This window comes from Desulfosediminicola sp., assembly GCF_048381775.1.
Taxonomy (GTDB): domain Bacteria; phylum Desulfobacterota; class Desulfobulbia; order Desulfobulbales; family Desulfocapsaceae; genus Desulfopila; species Desulfopila ganghwensis.
Genome location: NZ_JBLXGE010000005.1, coordinates 90,202 through 113,601, shown reverse-complemented (window position 1 = coordinate 113,601; position 23,400 = coordinate 90,202). Strand labels below are relative to the sequence as shown.

At 48.9% G+C, this 23,400-nt stretch carries 22 protein-coding genes; 12 read left to right on the top strand and 10 right to left on the bottom strand.

Annotated features, from left to right (window positions below; translation table 11 throughout):
• Positions 1-390 precede the first annotated feature (390 nt).
• The 4 genes from ACN5NT_RS09885 to ACN5NT_RS09870 form a co-directional block, all read right to left on the bottom strand.
• Positions 391-2,010 (bottom strand): nickel-dependent hydrogenase large subunit, encoded by a 1,620-nt coding sequence (locus tag ACN5NT_RS09885; protein ID WP_419175314.1) that lies wholly within the window; start codon positions 2,008-2,010, stop codon positions 391-393.
• Between the two features lie 66 nt (positions 2,011-2,076).
• Positions 2,077-2,976 (bottom strand): hydrogenase small subunit, encoded by a 900-nt coding sequence (locus ACN5NT_RS09880; protein WP_136798939.1) that lies wholly within the window; start codon positions 2,974-2,976, stop codon positions 2,077-2,079.
• A gap of 296 nt (positions 2,977-3,272) precedes the next feature.
• Positions 3,273-3,608, bottom strand: a complete 336-nt coding sequence (locus tag ACN5NT_RS09875) for a hypothetical protein (protein WP_136798940.1) — start codon at positions 3,606-3,608, stop codon at positions 3,273-3,275.
• Between the two features lie 109 nt (positions 3,609-3,717).
• Complete coding sequence (locus tag ACN5NT_RS09870; protein ID WP_419175313.1) at positions 3,718-5,001, bottom strand: KamA family radical SAM protein; 1,284 nt, start codon at positions 4,999-5,001, stop codon at positions 3,718-3,720.
• 151 nt (positions 5,002-5,152) lie between these two features.
• Here ACN5NT_RS09870 and ACN5NT_RS09865 point away from each other — a divergent pair, with 151 nt between their 5' ends.
• Positions 5,153-5,710 carry a DinB family protein gene (locus ACN5NT_RS09865; RefSeq protein WP_419175312.1) on the top strand — a complete coding sequence of 186 codons (558 nt, stop codon included), beginning with the start codon at positions 5,153-5,155 and terminating at the stop codon, positions 5,708-5,710.
• 419 nt (positions 5,711-6,129) lie between these two features.
• Positions 6,130-6,492 (top strand): SHOCT domain-containing protein, encoded by a 363-nt coding sequence (locus ACN5NT_RS09860; protein ID WP_419175311.1) that lies wholly within the window; start codon positions 6,130-6,132, stop codon positions 6,490-6,492.
• Positions 6,493-6,573: 81 nt separating this feature from the next.
• On the opposite strand, the gene ACN5NT_RS09855 is transcribed toward ACN5NT_RS09860, so the two are convergent.
• Positions 6,574-6,996: a GNAT family N-acetyltransferase gene (locus ACN5NT_RS09855; RefSeq protein WP_419175310.1), complete on the bottom strand. Its 423-nt coding sequence runs from the start codon at positions 6,994-6,996 to the stop codon at positions 6,574-6,576.
• Positions 6,997-7,386: 390 nt separating this feature from the next.
• On the opposite strand from ACN5NT_RS09855, the gene ACN5NT_RS09850 reads away from it, so the two are divergent.
• The 3 genes from ACN5NT_RS09850 (at position 7,387) to ACN5NT_RS09840 (ending at position 9,345) form a co-directional block, all read left to right on the top strand.
• Complete coding sequence (locus ACN5NT_RS09850) at positions 7,387-8,169, top strand: TraB/GumN family protein (protein ID WP_136798945.1); 783 nt, start codon at positions 7,387-7,389, stop codon at positions 8,167-8,169.
• 191 nt (positions 8,170-8,360) lie between these two features.
• The gene (locus tag ACN5NT_RS09845; protein WP_419175309.1) at positions 8,361-8,942 is read left to right on the top strand and encodes a GNAT family N-acetyltransferase; all 582 of its coding nucleotides are present in this window, start codon (positions 8,361-8,363) and stop codon (positions 8,940-8,942) included.
• Between the two features lie 43 nt (positions 8,943-8,985).
• A complete protein-coding gene (locus ACN5NT_RS09840; RefSeq protein ID WP_419175471.1) occupies positions 8,986-9,345 on the top strand; it encodes a cupin domain-containing protein in 360 nt (119 codons plus the stop codon).
• A gap of 79 nt (positions 9,346-9,424) precedes the next feature.
• Here ACN5NT_RS09840 and nrfA read toward each other — a convergent pair whose 3' ends face one another.
• The gene (nrfA, locus tag ACN5NT_RS09835) at positions 9,425-10,933 is read right to left on the bottom strand and encodes an ammonia-forming cytochrome c nitrite reductase (protein WP_419175308.1); all 1,509 of its coding nucleotides are present in this window, start codon (positions 10,931-10,933) and stop codon (positions 9,425-9,427) included.
• A 16-nt stretch (positions 10,934-10,949) separates the two neighbouring features.
• Positions 10,950-11,477 (bottom strand): cytochrome c nitrite reductase small subunit, encoded by a 528-nt coding sequence (gene nrfH / locus ACN5NT_RS09830; protein ID WP_419175307.1) that lies wholly within the window; start codon positions 11,475-11,477, stop codon positions 10,950-10,952.
• A 477-nt stretch (positions 11,478-11,954) separates the two neighbouring features.
• Between nrfH and rtcA the strand changes: the two genes are divergently transcribed.
• From rtcA to ACN5NT_RS09795, 7 genes are all read left to right on the top strand, one after another.
• On the top strand, positions 11,955-12,962 hold the full coding sequence (rtcA, locus tag ACN5NT_RS09825; RefSeq protein WP_419175306.1) for an RNA 3'-terminal phosphate cyclase: 1,008 nt from the start codon (positions 11,955-11,957) through the stop codon (positions 12,960-12,962).
• 328 nt (positions 12,963-13,290) lie between these two features.
• A complete protein-coding gene (locus tag ACN5NT_RS09820; RefSeq protein WP_419175305.1) occupies positions 13,291-13,740 on the top strand; it encodes a MarR family winged helix-turn-helix transcriptional regulator in 450 nt (149 codons plus the stop codon).
• Positions 13,741-13,863: 123 nt separating this feature from the next.
• Positions 13,864-14,763, top strand: coding sequence for a permease (locus ACN5NT_RS09815; protein ID WP_419175304.1), 900 nt, complete (start codon positions 13,864-13,866; stop codon positions 14,761-14,763).
• Positions 14,764-14,870: 107 nt separating this feature from the next.
• The gene (locus ACN5NT_RS09810) at positions 14,871-15,056 is read left to right on the top strand and encodes a hypothetical protein (RefSeq protein ID WP_419175303.1); all 186 of its coding nucleotides are present in this window, start codon (positions 14,871-14,873) and stop codon (positions 15,054-15,056) included.
• 119 nt (positions 15,057-15,175) lie between these two features.
• Positions 15,176-15,592, top strand: a complete 417-nt coding sequence (locus ACN5NT_RS09805; protein WP_419175302.1) for a rhodanese-like domain-containing protein — start codon at positions 15,176-15,178, stop codon at positions 15,590-15,592.
• A 40-nt stretch (positions 15,593-15,632) separates the two neighbouring features.
• Positions 15,633-16,040: a rhodanese-like domain-containing protein gene (locus ACN5NT_RS09800; RefSeq protein WP_419175301.1), complete on the top strand. Its 408-nt coding sequence runs from the start codon at positions 15,633-15,635 to the stop codon at positions 16,038-16,040.
• A 2-nt stretch (positions 16,041-16,042) separates the two neighbouring features.
• Complete coding sequence (locus tag ACN5NT_RS09795; RefSeq protein WP_419175300.1) at positions 16,043-16,780, top strand: sulfite exporter TauE/SafE family protein; 738 nt, start codon at positions 16,043-16,045, stop codon at positions 16,778-16,780.
• A gap of 619 nt (positions 16,781-17,399) precedes the next feature.
• On the opposite strand, the gene ACN5NT_RS09790 is transcribed toward ACN5NT_RS09795, so the two are convergent.
• The 3 genes from ACN5NT_RS09790 to ACN5NT_RS09780 all read right to left on the bottom strand — a co-directional run bounded on the left by ACN5NT_RS09790 (position 17,400) and on the right by ACN5NT_RS09780 (position 23,254).
• Complete coding sequence (locus tag ACN5NT_RS09790) at positions 17,400-18,680, bottom strand: carbohydrate porin (RefSeq protein ID WP_419175299.1); 1,281 nt, start codon at positions 18,678-18,680, stop codon at positions 17,400-17,402.
• Positions 18,681-18,923: 243 nt separating this feature from the next.
• The gene (locus ACN5NT_RS09785; RefSeq protein ID WP_419175298.1) at positions 18,924-22,073 is read right to left on the bottom strand and encodes an efflux RND transporter permease subunit; all 3,150 of its coding nucleotides are present in this window, start codon (positions 22,071-22,073) and stop codon (positions 18,924-18,926) included.
• Positions 22,074-22,075: 2 nt separating this feature from the next.
• Positions 22,076-23,254: an efflux RND transporter periplasmic adaptor subunit gene (locus ACN5NT_RS09780; RefSeq protein WP_419175297.1), complete on the bottom strand. Its 1,179-nt coding sequence runs from the start codon at positions 23,252-23,254 to the stop codon at positions 22,076-22,078.
• Positions 23,255-23,400 lie beyond the last annotated feature (146 nt).

Genomic DNA, 23,400 nt, shown 5'->3' with positions numbered 1-23,400 from the left:
ACTCCCCCCCCATGGGTTGCCTACACTAAGAAACAGTCCACGGCAGCAAAGCGGCTGTGTCATTTCTTTTCAGCTCAACCAAATCTCTTCGACAGGAATGCATCTACTGCAAAGGTAAACCTAACAATATTATAGGCATACATCTATCACCTGCCAGGATCAAGCCTGCAACACAGCAATAGCCTAGAAGCGGTAGCAATACAACTATTTTTTTTACGGAAGTAACAACACTTAGCCGCACCAAAACACCCACAATGTGGCAGAAATCCAATTTGTTTCAAATGCTTGCAGCAGATAAAAAAAAGGCATTTCCAAGCCTTTTTTTTACTCATTTTTCCCGGCCGCCTTTCGGCAACCGGAAAGATGAGAGACCAGTTGCGGAAATTACAGTTAGAGAACCTTAATTTGGTAATGGCTGTCCTGATCGTTGTCGGTCACGTGCACCGCGCAAGCGATGCATGGGTCGTAGGAGTGAACGATACGCAGGATCTCAACCGGCTGCTCCGGGTTGGCCACCGGGGTACCGATAAGTGCTTCCTCGACAGGTCCACGTGATCCCGAAGCGCAGCGCGGGCCCAGGTTCCAGGTAGAAGGAACCACCATCTGGTAGTTACCGATCTTCTGGTTCTCGATGTTGATCCAGTGGCCCAGCGCTCCGCGTGGTGCCTCATTGAGACCTATTCCGGCTGCCTGATTCGGCATGGAAGCGGAAACTCTTGCGCTGCTGCCCGGCTGGAGCTGATCGAGCCAGTACCCCATCTCATCGGCGATGATCTTGGTCTCAATGGCCCTGGCGGCAGAACGGCCCAGGGTGGAATGCAGGGCATCAACACCAAGGCCTGCCTTGGCGAGAAAACCGTCTACAGCACTCACCACATTGGGGTGTCCCATACCGTAAGCAACCAACATACGTGCCAGAGGACCAACCTCCATCGGCTCACCTTTATAACGAGGAGCTTTCAGCCAGCTGTACCGATCATCAGTGTTGTAGCCAGTGTAGTTCGGCACGGTCTCTCCATATTGCGGATACCTGGCAGTGGAGCCTTCATACCAGCTATGGCGTACATGCTCGTTAATCTCAGCAAGCATAACGTCATTCACCTGGCCGATATTCTTATCCATGATTACACCAGCAGGCAGGAACAGATCACCCTGATCACTATTGCTCATCTGGAACTCACCAAAGGCCAGGTAATTCCTGAAACCACCGATTGTACCCCACTCAGGGTAAGCGGAGGCAAGATGCTGGACATCCGGCAGGTAGACATTGTCGATAAAATCACGCATCTCATTTAAGAGACTGCGGAATTCACCTATACGGGTGGTATTGATCTCATCTGCACAGGTAACGCCACCTACTCGTAAACTCTGGATATGCGGGTTCTTGCCACCAAAGATAGCGTGCATGCGGCCCGCCTTCACCTGTTGACGCAGGGCATAAAGATAATGCGCTGCAAAGAGCAGGTTCTCTTCAGGTGACAGGGTGTAGGCTGAGTGGCCCCAGTAACCTCCGGCAAAGGGGCCGAGCTTTCCACTGTTTACGAAATTCTGCAGACTTTCCTGTGTAGCAGCGAAATCTATAGCTGGTGCATTGGCTGAAAGTGACTTGGCCAGTGACTCGGTAGCGGAAACACTGGCAGAGAGTGCGCTGACGATATCAACCCAGTCAAGGGCACTCAGATGATAAAAATGTACCGGATGGTCATGCACGTACAGGCCACCGGTTAAAAGATTACGTATATGTCGGGCATTCTCAGGCACAGTGATGTTTAAGGCGTCCTCTACCGAACGCACTGAAGTTACGCCATGAATATAGGTGCATACCCCGCAGAGACGCTGGGTAATCAACCACGCTTCTTCCGGCTCGCGGCCCTGCAGGATGGTCTCGACCCCGCGGAACAGCGTTCCCGAGCTCCAGGCATCGGTGACAACACCGTTGTTAATTTCCACTTCGATTTTCAGGTGACCTTCGATTCGAGTCACCGGATCAATAACTATTCGCTCAGACATGATTTTGTCTCCTCATGTGAAATTTTCAGTGAACGGCACACAACTCAGCCATCATTGCTCCGGCCGCTAGGAAGCGGTATACAACGGAGTCATGGTGTCCCAGAAGTCAGGTTCGCAGCAGCCGATACATGGATGCCCCACCTGCATGGGAAAGCTGGTACCATCATTGAATTTCACATTCGGACAATTGCTTGAAGTCCACTGTCCTTTACAGCCAAAATTTTTCTGGCATTTCGATTTCTCCCGCCTGTATGGGCATTGCTGATGAATCCTCTTGCCATGGGCAAAAAGCGGCCTTTGGTTGCTGTCCAGCGCCGGCAGGGAACCGTTGAGCAGATAGTTGGTAAGTACTGCCACAAAATTGACAGGGTTGGGTGGGCAACCCGGAAGATTGATTACCGGTACATTCAGGTCAGGTAAGGCATCAAGAACACCTTTAGCGCCGGTCGGGTTGGGTGATGCTGCAGCCAATCCGCCATAGGCCGCACAGGTACCGCAGGCTATGACAGCCTGGGCCTTGGGGATAATTTCATTGGCGATACTCAGCATGGTACGGCCACCGATGGTGCCGTAAATGCCGTTATCCGCAGTGGGAATAGATCCCTCAACTACACAGAAAAACTGCCCCTCATAGGCGTTTGCGGCGTCTGTGAGCAAAGTCTCGACAGTGTGCCCGGCCGCTGCCATCAGGGTCTCATGATACTCGAGAGAGATGGTATCGAACAGCAGCTCGTCCATCCACGGTGCGGAGCTCCGCAGCAAGGACTCAGTGCAACCGGTACATTCGGAAAAATGCAGCCAGAGAACCGGCGGACGGTTGCCGGTGGTCAGCGCCTCGGCAATTTTGGGAATAAAAGTGGCGTCCAGACTGAGTGCACCAGCCACGGCACCACAAAACTTGAGAAAATCCCGACGATGAATGCCTGTTCCGGAATGGTTAGACAGGGATCGTAATTTCGGTTTCATACGTATACTCCTTAAGATTGTAAAAGGAAAAGCTTGCCACGAATCTCAATTTCCCTCACGTCCTCTGTCTTTTGAAAAGAACTCCCCCCGAGAGATCCGGCTGAAAGCGGTGCCCCCCTCGACACCGGGATAAAACCCTCTTTCGACCAAACCTCACTCGCTCTCTTCGACAGGACCGGGCATCTGTAATGCACCAGTCAATGGACGCGTTACAATCTAGCCAACCTTCCTTTAGGATTTGGTAAAATTTCCAAAAGAATCGTGTTGACACGCAGCAATGTATATCCATAAAAATTTCATGTTACAATGACTTTTTCGACCAACTCTGAAGACTGCACCTCCCCCTTCCCGATGAATCCTGCCGGGGAAAATATCGTCTTTAACCAAGTGACACTCACCGCGCAAACACGACAGGCCAACAGGTTAAGCGCGGCCAGCCCCAGGGGTTGGACAGCAAAATCCTGACAGGAAACCGTCATCAGGTTTGAGCTGATCGAGCCGGTCTCCATCTCATCGACGATGAACGTTGTCCGATGGTTGCGGCGGCAGAGAATGTAGAAACGGGATAGGCTGAACAGTACATTGCCCGAAGAAAAGGATAGACCATGATCACCCCTTACATTTCCTCGCACTTCGGAAAACAAGGGGGAAAATATTTACAGAATAGTGCAGATTTAATTCATACTCAGGTGCTGATAACCGCCCGGCAATACCTAAAATTCAAATTCTATTTTCAACAAACTATTCTTCCTCATAAAAGAATCGTTCCTCCCCAAATGCAGGCTTAAGCTGATCAAGCCAGGTGGCTGCCTCATCGTATCGGGCAAAAAATGGTTTCTGCACCCAGTTGGGGTTGCGGCCCTGAATGAATCGCAGTACCAGCGCTTTCTCGCCAGTCAACTCCACAACACCCTGAATCTCGACCTTACCCGGACCAGCGCTCATCGAAGGTCCGCGAACAGTACGGGCCAGCCCTGAAACTTTGCGAACCGCCCGACGATAGATATTCCAGGCCTCAACCAGCGGCACCTCAAAATAGCTTCGCGGCCCCGTATCCCTGACTATGAACATATAGTAGGGAATCAACCCCAGTTGTACCTGCTCCTGCCACATCCTCTGCCAGATATCCGAGGCAGCATTGATATGTCTGAGTAGCGGCGACTGCGTACGGAGAACTGCACCAGTCCCCTGAATTCGCGAAATCGCCGTGCGCACCGGTTCGGGCTGCATTTCCCGCCAATGGTTGAAATGCACCATCAGCGCCATATGTTTCCCGGCTTTGGTCACACACTCAAAAAGACGCAACAGGTCGTCACTGTCATGATCGGTCAGAAAACGATATGGCCAGTAAGAAAGAGCTTTACTGCCTATACGAATATTCCTCAACTGGCTGAATTCTTCCTTCAAGAGGGGCATTACTATTTTTTCCAGCCGCCGCGCGCTCATCACCAGAGGGTCTCCACCAGTAATAAGCAGATCGGTAACTTCAGGATGACGACGCAGATAAGCAAAAAGTACCTCTGGGTCAGTTGCGGCTATTCGTAATTCTTTTTCACCGACAAACTGAGGCCAGCGAAAGCAAAAAGTACAGTACGAAAAACAGAATTGCCCCTGACTGGGGAAATAGAGCACTGTCTCCCTGTATTTATGCTGCATCCCGGTTATCGGGACCTCATCCAGCCTGGGCACATTGAGCGTCTGCTGGTTGGCCGGGTGGGGGTTCAGTTCCTTATGAATCTCCTGGGCAGCATGCTTTATCTGCTCCGTCGACGCCTGTTGCCGCAACAAATCAGCAATTCGATTGAAATGCGTTGTTGACAACATTTCTGCCTGGGGAAAACAGAGCTGGAACATCGGATCCTGAGGGATTTTATCCCAGTCGATGAGTTGGTCGATCACATAGTGGTTCACTCGAAACGGCAGTACTGTAGCAACCACCCGAATGGCGAAACGTTGTTCCTCGGATAAACGTTCGAGTTGAGAAATCTGACTAAGCTGATGAGTACCGAACAGACGGGTTTCCATGGCGCACCTCCTATAGTTTTAGTGTACCGTGACTACCTGAACTCGGCAAACAGATGCGCGACTCTTGATGTCAACCCGTATCGGCAATATCCTGGAAAGAACTCATACAGCAGGCTATAAAAAAATAATTCTGACCGGAGCAAAGTTGACAATGGGCAACCTACTTCTCAAAACGGTGGTTCAGACCCTGTTCTTTTTAACGAGCAGAAAAAAAGTACGGGAGCAGACCATTGAGTTCCAGGCTCGCTATAACAACATGGCAAAAGAACTAACAGCCGCGGCAGGAGCAACCCAGGTGTTGGTGCCACCCATGCCGGGTGTTGATGAGAATATGCGCAACTGGTCATATTACCAGTTGCTGGAACATAACAGACTGGTCAACGAGGCGATAACAGCCTCGACAGAACAACTGGCAAAGAACCAGCCTCTTTCAGGAAAAGCAAAAATAAACCCGGCAACCGATGTGTTGCCCGCGGATGATATTGGCATTGAAGCTGTGGAAGGGTTTAACAGGTCAGTGGATGAGCATCTGCGCGTAATAGATGCACTTGATCAGTTGCGAAACACAGCGACCGCACCTCATCCTCTCTTTGGAACCTTTGACGCCCACAGGTGGAACTGTATGTTCGCGTTCCATCTGCGCATCCACCTTAAGCAGGCCCAAAAGATTATCGACCAGCTCCCTGAACTGATTAGAAATTCGGGGTAATCTCTTAATCTCAACACAGTAAACCCGGCGATAGTCATACCGGTCGCCAGGCATTCCACCAGGCCGAAACCGAGTAGCCAACCGGGATAAGCGTGCAGGTTACTCCAGATACTGCTGCCCCCCGGATAATCAGTGATACTCCCCCGGATGGTGCCAGGGGCACCGCAAACCAGCACCGGCAGCAAGGCAAAAAAAATAGTTTAGAATTACGGGTAGTTCTCTGTTTTCTGTAAACAGATTATCCAGAATGTACTCAGGCAACGACAACAAATCTGGTACGTTTTTGCCCACCTACCGTTCCTTGATGGGTACTTTTTATACAGCCCCCAGTAAGTCCCGCTATATCAAACAGCTCTCTAAACATATTAACAAATTGATTTTATTGGAATTTAGCAATCCATTCCGAAACGGTATGACTTTTGCTTAAATTTACTTTAGAAACGAAACCCGCATTTGCAATAATTTCAGACAGAGGATTTTTTATGTGGAGCGCACATCACGGAGGCTGGGGAGGTAACATGGGACATTGGTGGCAGGGAGGAAGTTCCTGGTTCTCAATCTGGCCACATCCACATGGTCCTTTTCTTTTTAACTGGCTTGTACCGTTACTTTTTTGGGGAATTGTTCTTTACGCCCTTGTCAGCATTTTCAGATATTTTGCCTCGAAGTCCAATAGCGGCGCAGCACAATCAGCTATGGATATCCTGCACAATCGCTTTGCTGCAGGTGATATTTCTGAAGATGAGTATATCTCAAGAAAAACCGTTCTGGAAAAAGGCTGATGTCTAGCACGCCTGTCATTCCAAGTAACGTTTACATATAGATCCACCGACACCTCACAGGGGAGACCTCTCGGCTCTCCCCTATTCGGTAAAGCCTTTAGCCTGCATTGCCTCGCTGTTCATGAATCGTGCCATACCGGTCTTCATCTTCCTGAACTGCAGTTTTTCATAAAAACCTTCTTTGCCCGGTGAAGCGTAGAGGATGATGTTGCAGTTCGATATTTTCGAGAGGATCTTTTCCATAATCAGCCTGCCCAATCCCTGCCCCTGAAAGTCTGTTGCCACGGCCACATCATAGACCCCGGCCTGATAGACTCCATCCGATATGGCCCGGCCAAATCCCGCCAGTTGTTTTCCCTGGTAGATGAAAACTGTGGTGTAGCTCCCCCTGAAGGCAGCTTCATGCTTTTCGGCTCCGTGGTGAGCCATGCCTACAGATTTCAATATGTCTGAGACATTCTGCCAATCGACTCCTTCACAATCAAATCGCACTTCAAAATTCATTCAATCCTCCGAAGTAACAAGTAGTAAGGTTTTCTGAACTTCAGTTTTATCCCGGATGGCTGAAACCAAGACTATTCACCATGCATTTCAGGGAAAATCCACTGGCCTGTATATGAGTTCAAGACAGTCGCAGCTTGCAGAATCGTACTGTACATTTCCTGGCGAAACCACCATTCTGCCTGCGTTGCAATACTAAACAAAGCACGATAAAATTGTATAAAATACCCTTCAACACATTGCTACTTTTAACTTTTTCTCTAAGAGAGAACGTCGATGGCAAACTCTCCCACCATCATCCAGGCTACACATTCCGATCAATGGGCAATTTTCTCCCCAAACCGGGTGAGTGGGAATCAGCTGATTGCATCTTCATATTAGCGAGGAACTCAGATGATTTGGAAAGCGGATTCTTATCCAGTTCACATTTGTGGTTCTGTCCATATTCTTCACAAAAAACAAAAAAAATTGATCGAGAGATATGAGAACTATTTACGCTCCGCAGAACACATAGCTTTCGAAACAGACCTGACTCAATCATCTCTAATTGATAACACATTGCTTTACTATCCCAGCGGCATAAGGATTCAAAATGATATCCCAAACGAGCTTTACAAAAAGGCAAAACAACTTTGGGATCTCTATGGAATAATAGGTATTGAGTTCGACCTGTTAAAGCCATGCACTGCCGCAACTTGGATGTTTTTAAATTACGCAGAGAAACGAGGATATAATGAAGCGAACGGTATCGACCAGGCACTCTTAACCAGAGCCAAAAAAATCGACTCAAAAAATCTCATTCAACTCGAAGATATCAACGCTCCGCTGAGAGCATTTGACACGGCCAGCAAAGAAGAACAAATTCAATACCTTGAAACAGTCACCTGCAAACTCAAAGATCAGTTCCGTGAACTGGAGACCATGATTCAGTGCATAATACACTCAAACATTGAATGGTTGAGATCTTACCTCGAAAATAACCTGAAGCTATATCCCACATTATTCAACAACCTAGTTATTGAGAGAAATCGTAACTGGCTGCCGAAATTACTCGACGTAATAAAACTTAACCAACCTGTACTCATTGTTGTTGGCGCACTGCATTGCGTAGGAACCTCCGGGTTGCCCAATCTTCTTTTACAAAAAGGGATTCAATTTCGACTCATTGAAGACTAGCCAGCCTGCTGCAACAAAATCAACAAAAACGAATCTCATATGCAGCAATTGCCGTTCTTCTGGACTCCATGGGATATTTCAGTTCCCGATCTTCTTGCGGGTACAGCCAAAAAAACTGGTGAAGATTCCATGAATAACAATTAGATATCTTACTCGTGCAAGAACAATTTCAAACTTTATAAAGCATGCATATGAGCCGTGTTCATATCTCATTTATGCAGCGTAGCGACATCGAGGAGGCCACAAAGGTTCTCAGCATTGCTATGCTGAACAATCCACTCCATATTGCCGTCTTTCAGGGTAATGGAGAGAACGAACGTTTGAAGATTGAAACGATGTTCGTTGAACTGTTTCATACCCGCCCCGGAATAGTTTTTCTTGCCAGGCAAGATTGTAAAGTCATCGGTGTTATGAGGATGAACTCATGCGCTGGTAAGAAAGATCAGGATGAAACACAAATGCTTCCAGATGAGAATGATTTCAATTTCAGGAAGTCTTTTTGGCTCCGGGAATGGGCAATACGAGATCCCCTGGAACAGCACTGGCATCTCGGACCAATCGGTGTACTGCCATCTCATCGAAAAATGGGAATTGGCTCCAAACTTATGCAACGGTTTTGCCAGGAGGTGGATAACTGTTCAGCACCAGCCTACCTGGAAACGGACACAGATGAAAATGTCACCTTTTACCAAAGGTTTGGGTTTGAAATTGTGGCCAGATCAAAGATTTTCCAGGTGGATAGTCGATACATGTCAAGAGCAGCGCAGCGATAACCTCAACACTTTGAACAGATAATAATTGAATTATAAAAACACAATGATCCCGGTAGATATAAAAGAAAAACTTGGCCAATTCGACGAATATTGGAGCCCGAAAAGTGTGGGTGAGCTCAACGGGCAGCTCGTGAAACTGGCAAAATTGAAAGGAGAATTTGTCTGGCATCATCACGCCAGTGAAGACGAATTATTCATGGTGATCCAAGGTAAGCTCACCATCAAGTTACGAGAGCGGGATGTTCAACTGCAGGAAGGACAGTTCTTTATCATTCCCAAAGGGGTAGAGCACATGCCCGTAGCCTTGGAAGAATGTCACGTGATGCTTTTTGAACCTGGGTCTGTTCTCAACACCGGCAATATCGTAAATGAAAAAACTGTTCGTGAAATCGAAAAAATATAACTCATTAAAAACAATTCCGACTTGATCGGACAACATCCAATCAAGTCGGATCGTTATAATTGCGTCTCAACCACTGGGATTACTGGTTATACGAAGTCTTATCGCTCATTCCTTCCCTGGTTGCCGGATTCAGACGCCCGGCCTCAACTGCTTTTTCACTCCACTCCTTGAGCAACAGTTCACGGAATTCATTTTTCTCGTCCACCAGCTTTTCGAGGTTCACCCCTGCCAGCTTCTGTGCCTTCTCTTTAGTGGAGAAATCCGGAATCTGGTAATCGGTTACTCCCAGAGTGGCCAGAATACCTGCCAGTTCAAGGCGTGCCTGCTGCGCTTTTTCATTGGCTACACCGAGCAGACGAAGGGTCTCTTCCGGTGCATGGAAGAATGAACCATGACTGGCGATTGAGTAATCCCAGATCCACTGGCCTGAGCGGATTGACTCCAACACCCCTGCCATCTGCTCTTCGGTGGCGCCTGACTCCCAGGCTTTACCGGCGGTAAGATGCGCCTTTGCCAGGTTATCCATGGTGATTTCCATCATCTGCTCTTTTCTGTCGAGCTTGGTTTTCACCAGTTGCTTGAACTCTTCTTCGGTCTCACGATGACAGGTGAGACAGGTATTTTCCACATTCTCCAACGGGCTGGCAATGTGGTGATCGGAGAACTTGACGCTGCCTTCCTGCTTGTACGGCATATGGCAATCAGCACAGGATACACCGCGTTGTGCGTGGATGCCGGTCTTGTAAATTTCGTAACCCGGATGCTGTGCTTTCAACATTGGAGCCTTACTGATCTTGTGGGTCCAATCTTTGAAACCGTAGTTGTTATAATACCGCTCCATGTCCTCGGCGCCCAAGCCCTCACTCCATGGGAAGGTGACCACCTTGGCAACCTGCTCCGTACCCTCTTTATCGGTATATTCGGTGTTTTTGAAATAATACTCCGAATGGCACTGGGCACAGACCAGTGAGCGCATGTCCTGATGGGTTATCTCATCGAGATTGGTGCCACTTGCTTCAAGAGCACGCTCAAGATATGGCCGGGTAAGGGTCAGGTCGCCGGTGGAGGAATCATGGCAGTCGGCACAGCCGATGGGGTTGACGATCTCTTCCCCCAGGCGTGCCCATTTACCCGTAAAATATTCATTTTCGCCCTGCTCTTCCATCACCCGCACCACATCCGGAGATTTACAGGTCCAGCAGGCTGTGGGCATGGGACCATCCACGGGGCCGACCGGAGCACCGGTTCTCAAGGTATTGATATTGGACTGCAGTGCATAAAAATGACCGCGGGGCGCATTATAGTCTTTGGCAAAACCGTAACCTGCCCAGAGAATTGCCAGCTGCGGCTTCTCTTCGAGCATATCTTTTATTTTGTCGTTCTTTTTCGTCTGTTTCCATGAGTCATACTGACGAGGGTAATAACGTGCCCACTCATCATTTCGACTCTCCACACCATCAGCCTTTACTACGGGGAGTGTGGTCAGAACCTCCCGCTCCACCTGTTTGCCATTAATTGAATTTGCCATCAAGCCCATACCTGCCAGGGCTACCGCCGACCCAATCATCAAAAATCCATATTTATTCACTCTATCCTCCCCAAAATTAAAGTTCGCGAATACCAAGATTATCTGGAGTCGATGAGAGACTCCGTACCCTGCCATGGGGAACCTCCCGGTGACACTCCCAGCATTTTCTGTCTGCAGCAGGGGCTCCGCTGAAATCGTGGTACCTGTCCTGGTTGCTTCTGATTGTCTCTGTTAGCCCTGCATGACATGCGATACAATTTGCCTGAACCCTTTTTGCACCATCATCACTGATTTGAATATTCTGCCCATAGGTGTTCAAGGTAAACGCAACGGAGTGATTCCAGCCGTCTCTAGCCTTGGCCAGATACTTATCAACCATCGAGTCTGTCGGCAGATGGCAATCCACACAGCTTGCGACGTTTTTGTGTGAACTGTGCTGCCAGGTTGCGTACTGCGGGTTCATTACATGGCAGTTGATGCATGCCAGCGGGTCTTTGGAGAGATACGAAAGCGCTTTGGAAGCGTCTACCAGGTAGACGAAAAACGCCAACGCAGCTACAAACGCAGTCAGCGAGCAATACTTTATCCAACAACTTGTTTTCATATGAGAATTCCTCTCCCTGTTATAGAAGGTCCCGTGGGCACCCGGAATCCCTTATGTCCTGAGACTCCCCCGAAGCTCGTGCTGTTGCCAGCATGAAGTACATATACATCCCTCCTCTTGGTTTAATCTTGGTTGTACGTTCATTTTCCTCCCCAGTCACTGGCGTACAATCGTTGCACCCTTAACGTTTCGATATTACGCTACTTGATCATTCCACAAGGTGGCACCCACATTCCTTGACTTAGGTCAAATTCTGATAATATTTCTTGTCGGCAAAGATCAGGCAGCCATGGAAAAGAAGTGATTTGTTATACAGACAGGAGGAGTTCTAACAGAAAGGGTGATTGATACTGGCGGGTTCTCTGGACTATACTGGCTAGGAGAAACCAACGACATTGTTTGCTCCCTCGCTTACAGAGGTGGCAGGCATCATCCCAAGAAGCACAATGATCCTGTGGGCTGCACAAGGTAAGAGCCATGATCGAGATTGACGGGGCATACGGTGAGGGAGGCGGACAGATCGTTCGCTCGGCACTCGGCCTGTCCCTGGTCACCGGTCGGTCGTTCACCATACGAAACATACGGGCAAAAAGGAAAAAGCCAGGACTGTTGCGCCAGCATCTGACTGCCGTTCGCGCTGCCGCCCAGATCAGCTCCGCCCAGGTCCGGGGAGCAGCGCTTGGTTCCGAGACGCTCTATTTTGAACCCGGCGCGGTTCAGGCAGGCAGCTACCTGTTTCAAGTCGGCACAGCCGGCAGCTGCACCCTGGTGCTGCAGGCCATCCTTCCCGGGCTACTGGCTGGCAGCCACCCCTGCCGCGTCACTATCGAGGGGGGCACCCACAACCCCATGGCTCCCCCATTTGAGTTCCTGCAACAGAGCTATCTGCCACTGCTAAACAGGATGGGAGTCGAGATTCGGGCAACACTGGTCCGGCCTGGATTTTTCCCCGTTGGCGGTGGCCGGATAGAGGTGGAGATTATCCCGGCCCGCTCCTTAACGCCGCTTGAACTGGTGACCAGGGGAGAGGTGTCCCTGTCTGCCCGCTCGTACTGCGCCCAGTTACCTGAGCACATCGGCCGCAGGGAGTTGCGGGTTGTCTGCGGCACACTGCATATCGACAGGGCAAACACAAGACATATTCAGGATGAACGATATGGTCCCGGCAATGTGCTCTCGGTGTTTGTCCACTCCGACCAGCTGACCGAGACCTTTACGGGCTTTGGCGAAAAACACCTGAGTGCGGAAAAGGTGGCGCAGCGAACCGTCAGCCAGGTGAAAAGATACCTGAAGAGCGGCGCGCCGGTAGGGCCCAATCTGGCCGACCAGCTGCTGCTGCCAATGGCGCTGGCGGGCACCGGTCATGTCAGAACCCTGCAACCGACCAACCACACCCTGACCAATATCGCGGTAATCGAAACATTTCTCGCCACTCGCTTTGTAGTCTCCCAGGTCTCACACGCCTGCTGGGATATCGCGCTTTAACTTGAGAAATCGAGATTCGATCTGACACTCACCTGCTGAAAAGTTCTATTTTCTTTGCCAGGTTACTCGAAATTAGTCAGCAAAATTTACAGGAAGAATCTTAACCTGATCCTATCCCTGCCCAACTGTAAACTCACAGTAGCAGCTTTCAGTCGGTAACTGGCAGAATCAGCACTAGATTCCGATTGGTAATATCATCTTAAGAAATTCTTTTTAACTTAAAAGCAACAAATGGTTGACTCCGTCAACCTATTTGCCTATAGTTGACATTGTCAATCAAATTGGATGTACATTTTAAATTGACGACACAGATTTTGTCAAAGACGGTATGGAGGAAGACACTTTGATAGGTAACTCACTGAAAACAAATCAGGTGAGCCGGGCACTCATCGAAATTGTCTGGCAATTTGGCCCCAAAGGTTTAGATGGGGAATGTTGCGAAGATCTTTCGATGCCAGAATACCTTGCACTTGAAGCAGCGAGTTTGACTGCTGATTGCCCTGTTCAGCATATTGGAGCCAGGCTCGGATTCACCAAAAGTGGTGCGACCCGCATTGTAAATCGTCTTGAGAAAAAAGGATATATCCAAAAATTACGCTCAAGTGAAGATGCAAGAATATGCTGTGTTGTACCAACAGAAAAGGGGGAGCAGATACTTGCTAATGTATCACAATACTACATAGATAGGTTAAAAACTGTCTTGGATAAAACCCCTGAGGGGCAATCTGAGCTCATAAAAAACGCCTTAATTACAATGGCAGAAGCATTACGCAGATAACGATCACCGAATAATTCGTGCTCACCCAAAAGTTATTTGGAAAGCACTTTTGATCTATTAGCAGATTATATCTGCGCTTTTTTTAACCCTAATGGTTGACGCTGTCAACTAAAGAACAACGCCATGAATTCTTTAGCAAAAACAATAGAATTTTTCGTATTCATTACCGCAGAATTGACAATCCTGTTTCTCGGTATCAGCACATTGGTCGCTTTGGCCCTCATGTATATCCCACAAGATAAACTCCGTTCTTGGCTGTCTAAACGAGGGATCTTTGGAAATTTCCTCGCTGCCATCGTTGGATCACTGACGCCATTCTGTGCTTGTTCAACTATTCCGATGACCTTAGGCATGCTTAAAGCAGGCGCACCTTTCGGTCCAGTGATGTCTTTTGTTATCTCATCGCCTCTCTTGAATCCTATCATTATTACGATGGTAGGTGCATTGATGGGTATCAAAGCATGTCTGCTCTATTTCGGTATTACGTTTATCGGCTCAGTTGTTTTCGGGATTGTATTAGAAAAATCCGGAGGTGCGGCCTGGGTCAAAAATGTTCAAGTAAAGCAAAGCTGCTGCAGTACGGCAACTCCAGATGAACCACGCACCTTTTCAGCAAAACTCAAAGCCTCATTTCTTACGGCTTGGAAAGATTTCAGAGGAGTACTTCCATTCTTACTGATTGGAGTTGCAATCGGTGCTGCTATCTACGGATATATGCCTCAGGAGTTTGTCATTTCATTGGCCGGGCCGGATAATCCATTCGCCATCCCCGTAGCCGCAATAATTGGTATCCCCCTGTATATCAGGGCTGAAACCGCAATCCCTATTGGTATGGCACTCGCAGAGAAGGGGATGAGTATGGGTGCGGTAATAGCATTGATAATCGGAGGTGCCGGTATGGCAATACCTGAGATGAGTATGCTGGCAGGGATCTTTCGCAAACGCCTTGTGGCATCAATTGTCGGTGTAATTTTCGCTACGGCGGTTCTTGGTGGCTTTGCATTCAACCTCATTATCGCCTGAGGGAAAACCATTCCACAGAAAGCAATCGCCCCACAGTCTTATATCAACAGTTGGTGCAACTAACAAAAAAACAATTCAACCAAAAGAGGTAAGAATCATGCAGAAAAATGACCAAACAGGACTATTTAAAAAGCTTTTTGGCAGTTCCAAGAAGGAGAACTGCTGTGGATTTGAAGTTGAGGAAATCCCTGTATCGAAGCGGGATACTGAAGAGAAAAATCAGGAAAAGCAATTGGATGATAAGCATCAAAAGAGCAACGGTTGCGGATGTTGTTGCGGGTGAGACAGATTGAATGGAGATGTGCCTCGGCATTTTTGAGGCACACCCCACTGTTCTCATGATCGTTATCAAACAATGCTAGTTGTCGCCGACCAACCTCTTGGTGGCAACCATTTCGTAAGGACGAAAAGCATGAATGAATTAGATGGAACTTTAAGGGAAATGGATTTGCAGTTTTTCGCTAATGGCAAACATGGTGTCACACTCTCCCAGGCGGCAGAATGTCTTGGTGGCTCAGGTGACTGTGTGTTTCTGGATGTGCGGACAGAAGAGGAAGCCGGTTATGTACAGTTTAACAATGTGCTGCATATTCCGTTCAATCTCTTACCAGACAGAATAGGAGAATTACCTGTTAACAAAACCATTATAGTATTCTGTACTTCAGTTGTCCGGGCAAGCATGGCTGCGTTTTATCTGAAAGCAGAAGGCATGACAGGTGCACGAACCTTGATGGCAAACTCGGAGGAAATGGTGGATCTTTTCTCTCCAGCTCAAGTATTGAGCCATCGAAATTCAATTGCTCAACAAAGGAATAATTGCTGCAACTAGGAGGGATTATATGGACAATTTACGAGCATATTTCAAAGAGATGGATTTTGAAGCATTCGGGACCGGTGGTTTCAGTACACCCGCAGCAAGTCTTCCTGAGCTGATAAAATCAAACATATTTTTACTTGATTTGCGAACTCGGGAAGAGGTCGAATCATTCTCCCTGCCGTTTGCCGCAAATATCCCCATTAATGAGCTTCCGGACCGACTCGACGAAATTCCTCAAGATATTCCGGTAATTCTTTTTTCGAGTGGCCCCTGGCGTTCCAGTGTGGGGCTGGCTTATCTCATCGCAAAAGGTTTTGATGAGGTTTCGATTATTCCGCAGGGGCTACCTGAAATGATGAAAACATTAAAACCCGGGCCATTGTTTGGGGCTGGTGTACATAAGCAAATTCAACCAGAAGTTGCTGCCGAGCAAAGTCAGGCAGCCTGTAATTGCGGGTGATAATGTTAGTAATTGTTGCGCTGTTATCGTTTGGCCTGAGTTTTATCTTTGCCATGGGAGGGGTGGGAGGTGCATTGGCTCTGGTGCCTGCATTGATGGCCATTGGTATCCCCGGAGGTATAGCGCGCCCGATTGGCTTGCTGGTTAATACTGTCAGCCTTGGAGCCGGTACCATTTACAATCTCCGGGCTGGCAAGTTCAAAATAGGAGCGTGGTGGCCTGTAGTACTCTTCTCTCTCCCAGCAGCCCCCATAGGTGCATGGTGCTCCACACGGATACCTCAAGATATGCTTGCGGCTTTCTTGGCCCTCTTTATGGTGGGTTCAGGTTGTCTTATGTTCCTGCCGAATCGGACAACGTTAAAGAAAGCCCGGGTAGCTTGTTCACCAGTGTGCGGTGCATCTCTTGGAGCAACATCAGGTGTGATCGGTGGCATGCTTGGAGTGGGAGGAGGTGGAGTGATCGTTCCTGTGCTTTATGGAATGGGTTTTCGTTCGCACCACATCGCAATGGTGACCGCACTTGTCGTCCCGTTCGCCTCTTTCACAGGATTTATCGCTTATGCTGCAATGGGCTCGATGACATTAGATACTGTTGCAGTTGCTTCTTTAGCGGCGTTGGCCGGTGGTATCCTTGGAACAAAAGTCATGCACCGGATTGATCAGCTGCGAGTTAAACAGCTTCTGGCGCTGACTTTGATAGTCTCAGGAGTCCGACTCTTATGGAAGCTTCTGTCTTGATGGAAGAAAAACTCTGCCGCTTTAAAGTACCGCGCACGCCATAAACACGTTTCAACCGGACAACCATATACACTGTGATTTTGAAATTGAACACCTGAGAAAAAGAACAGGGAGCTGCTCGCAGAGATAGATAAACTTTCTTCTAAGCACCTGCAGCTCCATTCTTTCCCAGACACAGACCAAAAGATAAATGGTCTATGTTTCTCCTAATATCTCCCGCTTCGGATACCAGGCTGAGGAGTTTCTGCGTGGGCGCATAATGTACAGAGATCTGATATATCCCGGCGATTTTTCCAGATCCATCTCTGATATCGAAACCTTTCAACACAATGCAATCGAATTGTCGCCAGAACAGGTGATTAAGCTTCTTCCTGATTATCGCCAGCAAAGGCGAATAGCGGCCAGGTTAAGATGTTTCCAGTAATCATTACCTGCTCGACAAAAAAAGTCTCACAACTGTCAGATTTGATTAAGACCCAATCCCTAAACGCGTCAGGTCCGTTCTACGTTGTGACGTTTTAACCACAACATAGAACGGACCAATCGTTGCCCGGCCCCTGATCCTTCCTCACTCCAATACCGCAGGTCCCGGCAAGGCAGCCATAAACTCAGCAACGGCTCATAGATTCAGGTTGAACTTCAAACCAAGTACGGTCGCATCAGAGATATCTTCGGAACCGTTCGGGTTGATGATGTACTGGAAAGTGGGCATCAGTTGCACCCCGTATCTCAACACAAAATTATAGGTAAGCTCCACCACAAGCTCATTGCCCCGTTGAAGGTCGGAGACGAAATCGTGGGTATAGGTATTGTATTTTGAATGGTCAGAGTGGATGAATATCAGGCCAAGCTTGTCCCTGTCCCGCCCGGGGAACAAACCTTCGTAAAGAAAGCCAAGAGTGGAGGAGACAGGCAGGGCCGCAATCTCTTCATCCGTGTTGACCACCAGCGAACCAAAAAACGCCAGCCCCTGCGCCGGATCGTGCGGCTCTCTGGTCAGCATCCAGTCAAGCAGCAGCCACAGTGAGAGATTGCCATCCGATTCACCGCCGGTCTTGAAGTTGGTAAAATCTCCGGTATGGTAATTCGCTCCCACCTTGATCACATTCTGCGTTCCGCCCTGCTCGGCCCGATCAAAAAAGAGGTGCACCTCACCGGTGAATGCCGCACCATTCAAACCAAGTTCCCAGTCCAGGCCGTTACTGTTCTGCTTCGTCCAGCCACCGTCAAAGATACCGAACTTCGCATCGACCATATCCGACACCCTGTACCTGGTATGAATGCCCGCTGTAGCATCGGGATAGGCATTCAGGGCATACGGGGTAAAGACACCTTTGGGGCTACCGCAGATGCCGTTATTCATGAAGTTGCAATAGAGATCTGAGCGGAGGAAGAGGTCGTTCATAACCAGTCGCCCGATATCCACCGACCATTCATCGGTAATCCGGGTGGTGAACTGAAAGTTGGTCAGCTTGGTTGTCTGTCCGCCAAAGGCCTCCTGGGGTTTGTTAAAATACTCACCGTAAATATAACGACCATCCGGGGATGCGGCAGGGGCTATATACTCCTCTCCGAGGTTATCACCTTCACGACTTGAGACCTTCATCAGGAAAGTGGTTCCTGGAATACCCACCACCTTGTCCAGATCAACTTTGACCTCCGCATTTATGTTATGCAGGTAGGTCGAATCTGTATCAATACCTCCTCCAAGCAAAGCAGCAGGTTCTGCGGTGTACGATAACCCCACATCCAATCCGGCATCATGGAGATCATTGCGCACTCCACCCCAATCACCAGTCAGGTTACCCTCGAAAGAATATGGCCCACCTAAAGCGATTACCGGAAAAAACAATAAAAAAAACAGAACACAAAGCAAGGGAAAGCCATGAAAACCTTTCATAATGCCTCCAATGTGCAAACGTTTTATCTCGCAGCATGAACAAACGACCTGCTGTTTCTCCTTTCCTCCTAACCCTCTATCCCTGAAAAGATCTAAATTCTATCATACCTTCATAATTCAATAGGCAGTCCTTAAATCAGATCAGGCGGCGTCATATTCGAAGTTTTTGACTGTAAACTATAGTAGTCCTATGTTTGCAGCCAAAACACTGAAGAAGATGACGTCGCATGGACTGATTAGCAATCAGATCATCTCTCTGTTGCGAACCTCCTCCTCCACATCCACCACCAATTCACGCATAGTCTCCAGCAGCACATAGATACACGGCACCAGCATGGTGGAGATCAGTGTGGCGGCTCCCATCCCGCCGAGCACCACCACGCCAATGGATTTCATGGTCATGGCACCGGCACCGGTCGCCACAGCAAGAGGAAAGACACCGAATACAAAAGAGAGGATGGTCATCATGATCGCCCTGAAACGTAGCCGTGCCGCGTTTACAGCAGAATCGATAATGGACATGCCACTCTCACGGCTCTCTTTGGCCACCTCGATAATGAGAATCGCGTTTTTCGAGGAAAGACCAATCAACAACACCAGACCGATCTGGGCGAACAGGTTGTTATCAAGGCCGGCGATATTCTGGGCAAAGAGCGCACCAAGCATAACCAGCGGAACCGAGACCATGATCATGATAGGCAAAATCCAACTCTCATACTGGGCAGCCAGCACCAGGTAAACCACAATCAGGGCAAAGGTGAAGACAAAAATCTGCGCATTACCCGCTAGTCGCTCCTGATATGACATTCCCGACCAGTCGAAGCCGTAACTGCCATCTGTCGGCAGCACCCGTTCAGCAACTTCCTCCATAGCCTGCATCGCCTGGCCTGAACTGTAGCCCGGAGCAGCAGATCCATTAATGGTAATGGATCGATACATGTTGTAGTGAGGCAGGTCTGACGGTCCTATGGTTTTGTTTAAGGTTGCAAGGGCTGCCATGGGTACCATTTTGCCTTCGCGGTTGCGTACAAAGAGCTCATTTATATGGTCGACCTCACTGCGGAATCCCATTTTTGACTGAACATAGACCCTGAAAACCTTACCAAATTTGGTGAAATCATTAACGTAGATCGAGCCGAGATAGGTCTGCAGTGTAGTGAAGACTTCGGCGAGATCTACTCCGAGTGCTGCAGTTTTGTTGCGATCTATATCTATACTGACGAATGGATAGTTCGGCGCGTAGGTAGTGTAGGCCACGCCAATACGAGGATCCTGATTCGCTTCAGCCACCAGACCGTATGCGTAATTGACGAACGTGTTCAGATCTCCTGACAGATAGTCCTGAAAGCGAAAATCAAAACCACCCACTGTACCAATACCCGGGATGCCAGGAATATTGAAGGCCACAACATTCGCCTCCAGGATTCCCTGGGCCTTCATATTCGTCTCACCCAAAATAGTTTCTATATCCCGCCCGATCTTCTGGCGATCATCCCAGGAGTCAAGCGATATGAAGCCAGCTCCTGCACTGGAATCAAGGGTGCCGGAAAGCAAATTATAGCCGTCAACCAGTACCAGATCCTTCACCCCCTCAACCCCTTGCAGAAGAACTTCAAGTTCCTTTCTGACCCCACTGGTTTGATTCAGCGACATACCAGGTTTGAGGTTAAACATCACCACCAGCACGCCTTTATCCTCTTCAGGGACAAAGCCGGTGGGAGTGGTTTTCAGTACCCAACCGGTAAGAACCAGCAGGCAAACAAATACCACTACCACCAGATAACGCAGCTTGATCAACAACCGCACCAGCCACATGTACCAGTCGGTGAGCCAGGCGAAAAACTTATCAAAAAGCGCAAAGAAAATAAACTTTCCCTTCCCTTCCGGCAGTCGCCTGATGACGATGGCCGACAGTGCTGGCGACAGGGTCATGGCGTTCAGTGAGGAGATCATAACTGCAAAAGAGATGGTGAGCGCAAACTGCCGGTAAACGGAGCCAACCAGGCCCGGCATCATAGAAACAGGGACAAAAACCGCCACCAATACCAGGGTGGTGGCGATAATCGGCCCGATAAGCTGCAACATTGCCTTTTTCACCACCTGGGGGATAGTCAAATCCGGTTCTTCAGTCATGATTCGTTCGACATTTTCAACCACCAGAATGACGTCGTCCACCACGATACCAATTGCCAGGATAAGACCAAAAAGCGTCAGGAAATTGATCGAAAAGCCTGCGGCAAACATCGCAGCAAAAGTTCCGACCAGAGAAACCGGAATTGCCACCGCTGCAATAACCGTAGGCCGCCAGGATCCCAGAAAAACAAAGACAATTAGAATAACTAAAGCGACGGCGATGAAAAGGTTGATTATCACGTTCTGGATGGCCACCTCAACAAAGAGGGTCGTATCATATGGAATTGAGTAAGTAACCCCCTCTGGGAAGCGCCTTTTTAACTCCTCCATTTTCTCCACAGCCAGTTTCTTGATCGACAGCGCATTAGCTTCAGGCAGCTGATAGATTGCGATGGAGGCGGCGGGCTGGGTATTGACTCGTGCATTCCAGTCGTAATTTTCAGCACCAAGCTCAATATCTGCCACGTCATCGAGGTAGACCAGGGTACCGTCATCCAGAGTTTTGATCACGATATTCTGAAATTGCTGCACATCTTCTAGCTGACCTTCGGTAGTAAGAACAAACTGTAACTGCTGATCATCAAAGGTCGGTGGAGAACCAAGCCTGCCGAGCGCCGCCTGGCGGTTCTGAGATTCTATTGCCGCCACAATCTCGCTGGGGCTGATACCCATCGATTTTATCCGATCCGGGTCGAGCCAGACTCGCATGGAGTACTTCTTCTCACCAAGATTTTCCACCGAGCCTACGCCTGGTATACGACGCAATTCATCGAGGATATTGATGGTTACGAAATTGCTCAGAAAACCTTCGTCATATCGCTCGTCACCGGTGAGTGCAAAAAGACAGACGATAGAAGGAGATTTTTTATCAACCACCACCCCCTGTTGCCGAACTTCAGCAGGCAACTGCGGAGTTGCAATGGAAACTTTGTTCTGCACATCCACCGCAGCAATATCCAGATCATAACCCGGCTCAAAAAACACACTGATACTGGAAGACCCGGAGCTGGTACTGGACGACTGCATATAGATCATTCCCTTTACGCCATTGATCCGGTCTTCCAGAGGCCTGGTCACCGCTTCCTCAACCGTAAAGGCGTTGGCGCCCACGTAGGTTGCCGAGACGACAACAGTTGGCGGGGAAACATCCGGATATTCCTGCACCGGCAAAATAAAAATAGAGACCAAACCACCAAGAACGATCAGCAGGGAAATGACCATCGCGAAGATTGGTCTCTTGATGAAGAATATTGAAAACATAGCTACTCCGTTTCAGGCAGCATATTTTGCTCTCTCAGATACGCTCTGATACCTTTGCTGTCGCTCACATCGGTAACGTCCACTTTCCTATCTGGTTGGAGCTTGGCAAGACTGGAAATTATCACCTGCTCTCCACCTTCAAGACCTTCGGTAATTATCGTGTAGTGCCTGCTCTCATATCCCTTCACCACGTCGGCTCGCTTGATCCTGCTCTCCTCGTCAACGATATAGACAAAGGTGGAGCGCTGATCTTCATTTACAGCCGCAGGGGGTACCACCATAAAACTTGCCTGATCCGTCACCATTACCTCGACATAGACAAATGTTCCTTCCAGCACACTGTGATCCGGGTTACCGACTTCAGCCCGCATGGTGATGGTGCCTGTGGTGCGATCTACCCTGTTATCGCTGAAATCCACAGAACCGGTCAGTTGACCTCGTTCCAACAGGTTGCCAGAATTACCGGGCACGTTGACCCTGGCTTCCATGTTGTCCTGTGACATGTATTTGCGCATGATCTGGAATTGCAGCTCGGTCGGATTGAAATATGCGTACAAGGGGTCGTCACTGATTATGGTTGTCAGAACAGTCTGTTCTCCATATCCGACGATATTTCCCACATCCACGAACTTTCTACTCACCCTGCCGGAGATCGGTGCCCGTACATCGGTGTAGCTCAGGTTCAACTCCGCTTCCCTGATCGCTGCCTGGTCCGCTTTCAAGGTTGCCTCAAGTTCCGCCACCCGGGCTTCATACTGATCCAGGGTGGCTCGCGGAGCCAGTTCTTCGGCCACCAGTGGCTGGTAGCGCTCAACATCCCTGCGTGCCAGAGCCAAGGAGGCTTTGTTCTGTTCAAGACGCGCTTTAGCACTGTCCAGGGCAGCTTCATAGGTATCTTTTTCGATGATGAACAGGATGTCATCTCTCTTGACATAATCTCCCTCGGCAAAAAGTGCCTCCATGAGCTTGCCTGCCACCCTGGCCCGCACCTCTACCCGTTTGGTGGCCTCAGTTTTGCCGGTATACTCCAGCCAGACTGGCAACTGTTCAGCCTGTACTGATATTACCTCAACCGGAAGGGGCGGCGGTTCCTGAGGCGGTCCCTGCTTCTTTTCCTCACTGCAGCCCTGCACCATCACCAGGGTAAGCAACAGCCAGATAATACGACTCAGATGGGTCATCTATATCCCCCTTTAAGGTGTAATCGTAATAAAGATTCCTTTAACATCTAACACATTGTTGCTCTAAATCAAATTCTGTTCTACCATAAAAGACATTTAGATAGATTGTTTTTCGATGAGTTGCAGAGTTGCCCCATACCGGGCGT

Bases quoted from the DNA above. Each gene is read 5' to 3' on its own strand.
- ACN5NT_RS09885 (WP_419175314.1), bottom strand. From the start codon at position 2,010: ATGTCTGAGCGAATAGTTATTGATCCGGTGACTCGAATCGAAGGTCAC.
- ACN5NT_RS09880 (WP_136798939.1), bottom strand. From the start codon at position 2,976: ATGAAACCGAAATTACGATCCCTGTCTAACCATTCCGGAACAGGCATT.
- ACN5NT_RS09870 (WP_419175313.1), bottom strand. From the start codon at position 5,001: ATGGAAACCCGTCTGTTCGGTACTCATCAGCTTAGTCAGATTTCTCAA.
- ACN5NT_RS09865 (WP_419175312.1), top strand. From the start codon at position 5,153: ATGGGCAACCTACTTCTCAAAACGGTGGTTCAGACCCTGTTCTTTTTA.
- ACN5NT_RS09855 (WP_419175310.1), bottom strand. From the start codon at position 6,996: ATGAATTTTGAAGTGCGATTTGATTGTGAAGGAGTCGATTGGCAGAAT.
- ACN5NT_RS09850 (WP_136798945.1), top strand. From the start codon at position 7,387: ATGATTTGGAAAGCGGATTCTTATCCAGTTCACATTTGTGGTTCTGTC.
- ACN5NT_RS09845 (WP_419175309.1), top strand. From the start codon at position 8,361: ATGAGCCGTGTTCATATCTCATTTATGCAGCGTAGCGACATCGAGGAG.
- ACN5NT_RS09840 (WP_419175471.1), top strand. From the start codon at position 8,986: ATGATCCCGGTAGATATAAAAGAAAAACTTGGCCAATTCGACGAATAT.
- nrfH (WP_419175307.1), bottom strand. From the start codon at position 11,477: ATGAAAACAAGTTGTTGGATAAAGTATTGCTCGCTGACTGCGTTTGTA.
- rtcA (WP_419175306.1), top strand. From the start codon at position 11,955: ATGATCGAGATTGACGGGGCATACGGTGAGGGAGGCGGACAGATCGTT.
- ACN5NT_RS09820 (WP_419175305.1), top strand. From the start codon at position 13,291: ATGGAGGAAGACACTTTGATAGGTAACTCACTGAAAACAAATCAGGTG.
- ACN5NT_RS09815 (WP_419175304.1), top strand. From the start codon at position 13,864: ATGAATTCTTTAGCAAAAACAATAGAATTTTTCGTATTCATTACCGCA.
- ACN5NT_RS09810 (WP_419175303.1), top strand. From the start codon at position 14,871: ATGACCAAACAGGACTATTTAAAAAGCTTTTTGGCAGTTCCAAGAAGG.
- ACN5NT_RS09805 (WP_419175302.1), top strand. From the start codon at position 15,176: ATGAATGAATTAGATGGAACTTTAAGGGAAATGGATTTGCAGTTTTTC.
- ACN5NT_RS09800 (WP_419175301.1), top strand. From the start codon at position 15,633: ATGGATTTTGAAGCATTCGGGACCGGTGGTTTCAGTACACCCGCAGCA.
- ACN5NT_RS09795 (WP_419175300.1), top strand. From the start codon at position 16,043: ATGTTAGTAATTGTTGCGCTGTTATCGTTTGGCCTGAGTTTTATCTTT.
- ACN5NT_RS09790 (WP_419175299.1), bottom strand. From the start codon at position 18,680: ATGAAAGGTTTTCATGGCTTTCCCTTGCTTTGTGTTCTGTTTTTTTTA.
- ACN5NT_RS09785 (WP_419175298.1), bottom strand. From the start codon at position 22,073: ATGTTTTCAATATTCTTCATCAAGAGACCAATCTTCGCGATGGTCATT.
- ACN5NT_RS09780 (WP_419175297.1), bottom strand. From the start codon at position 23,254: ATGACCCATCTGAGTCGTATTATCTGGCTGTTGCTTACCCTGGTGATG.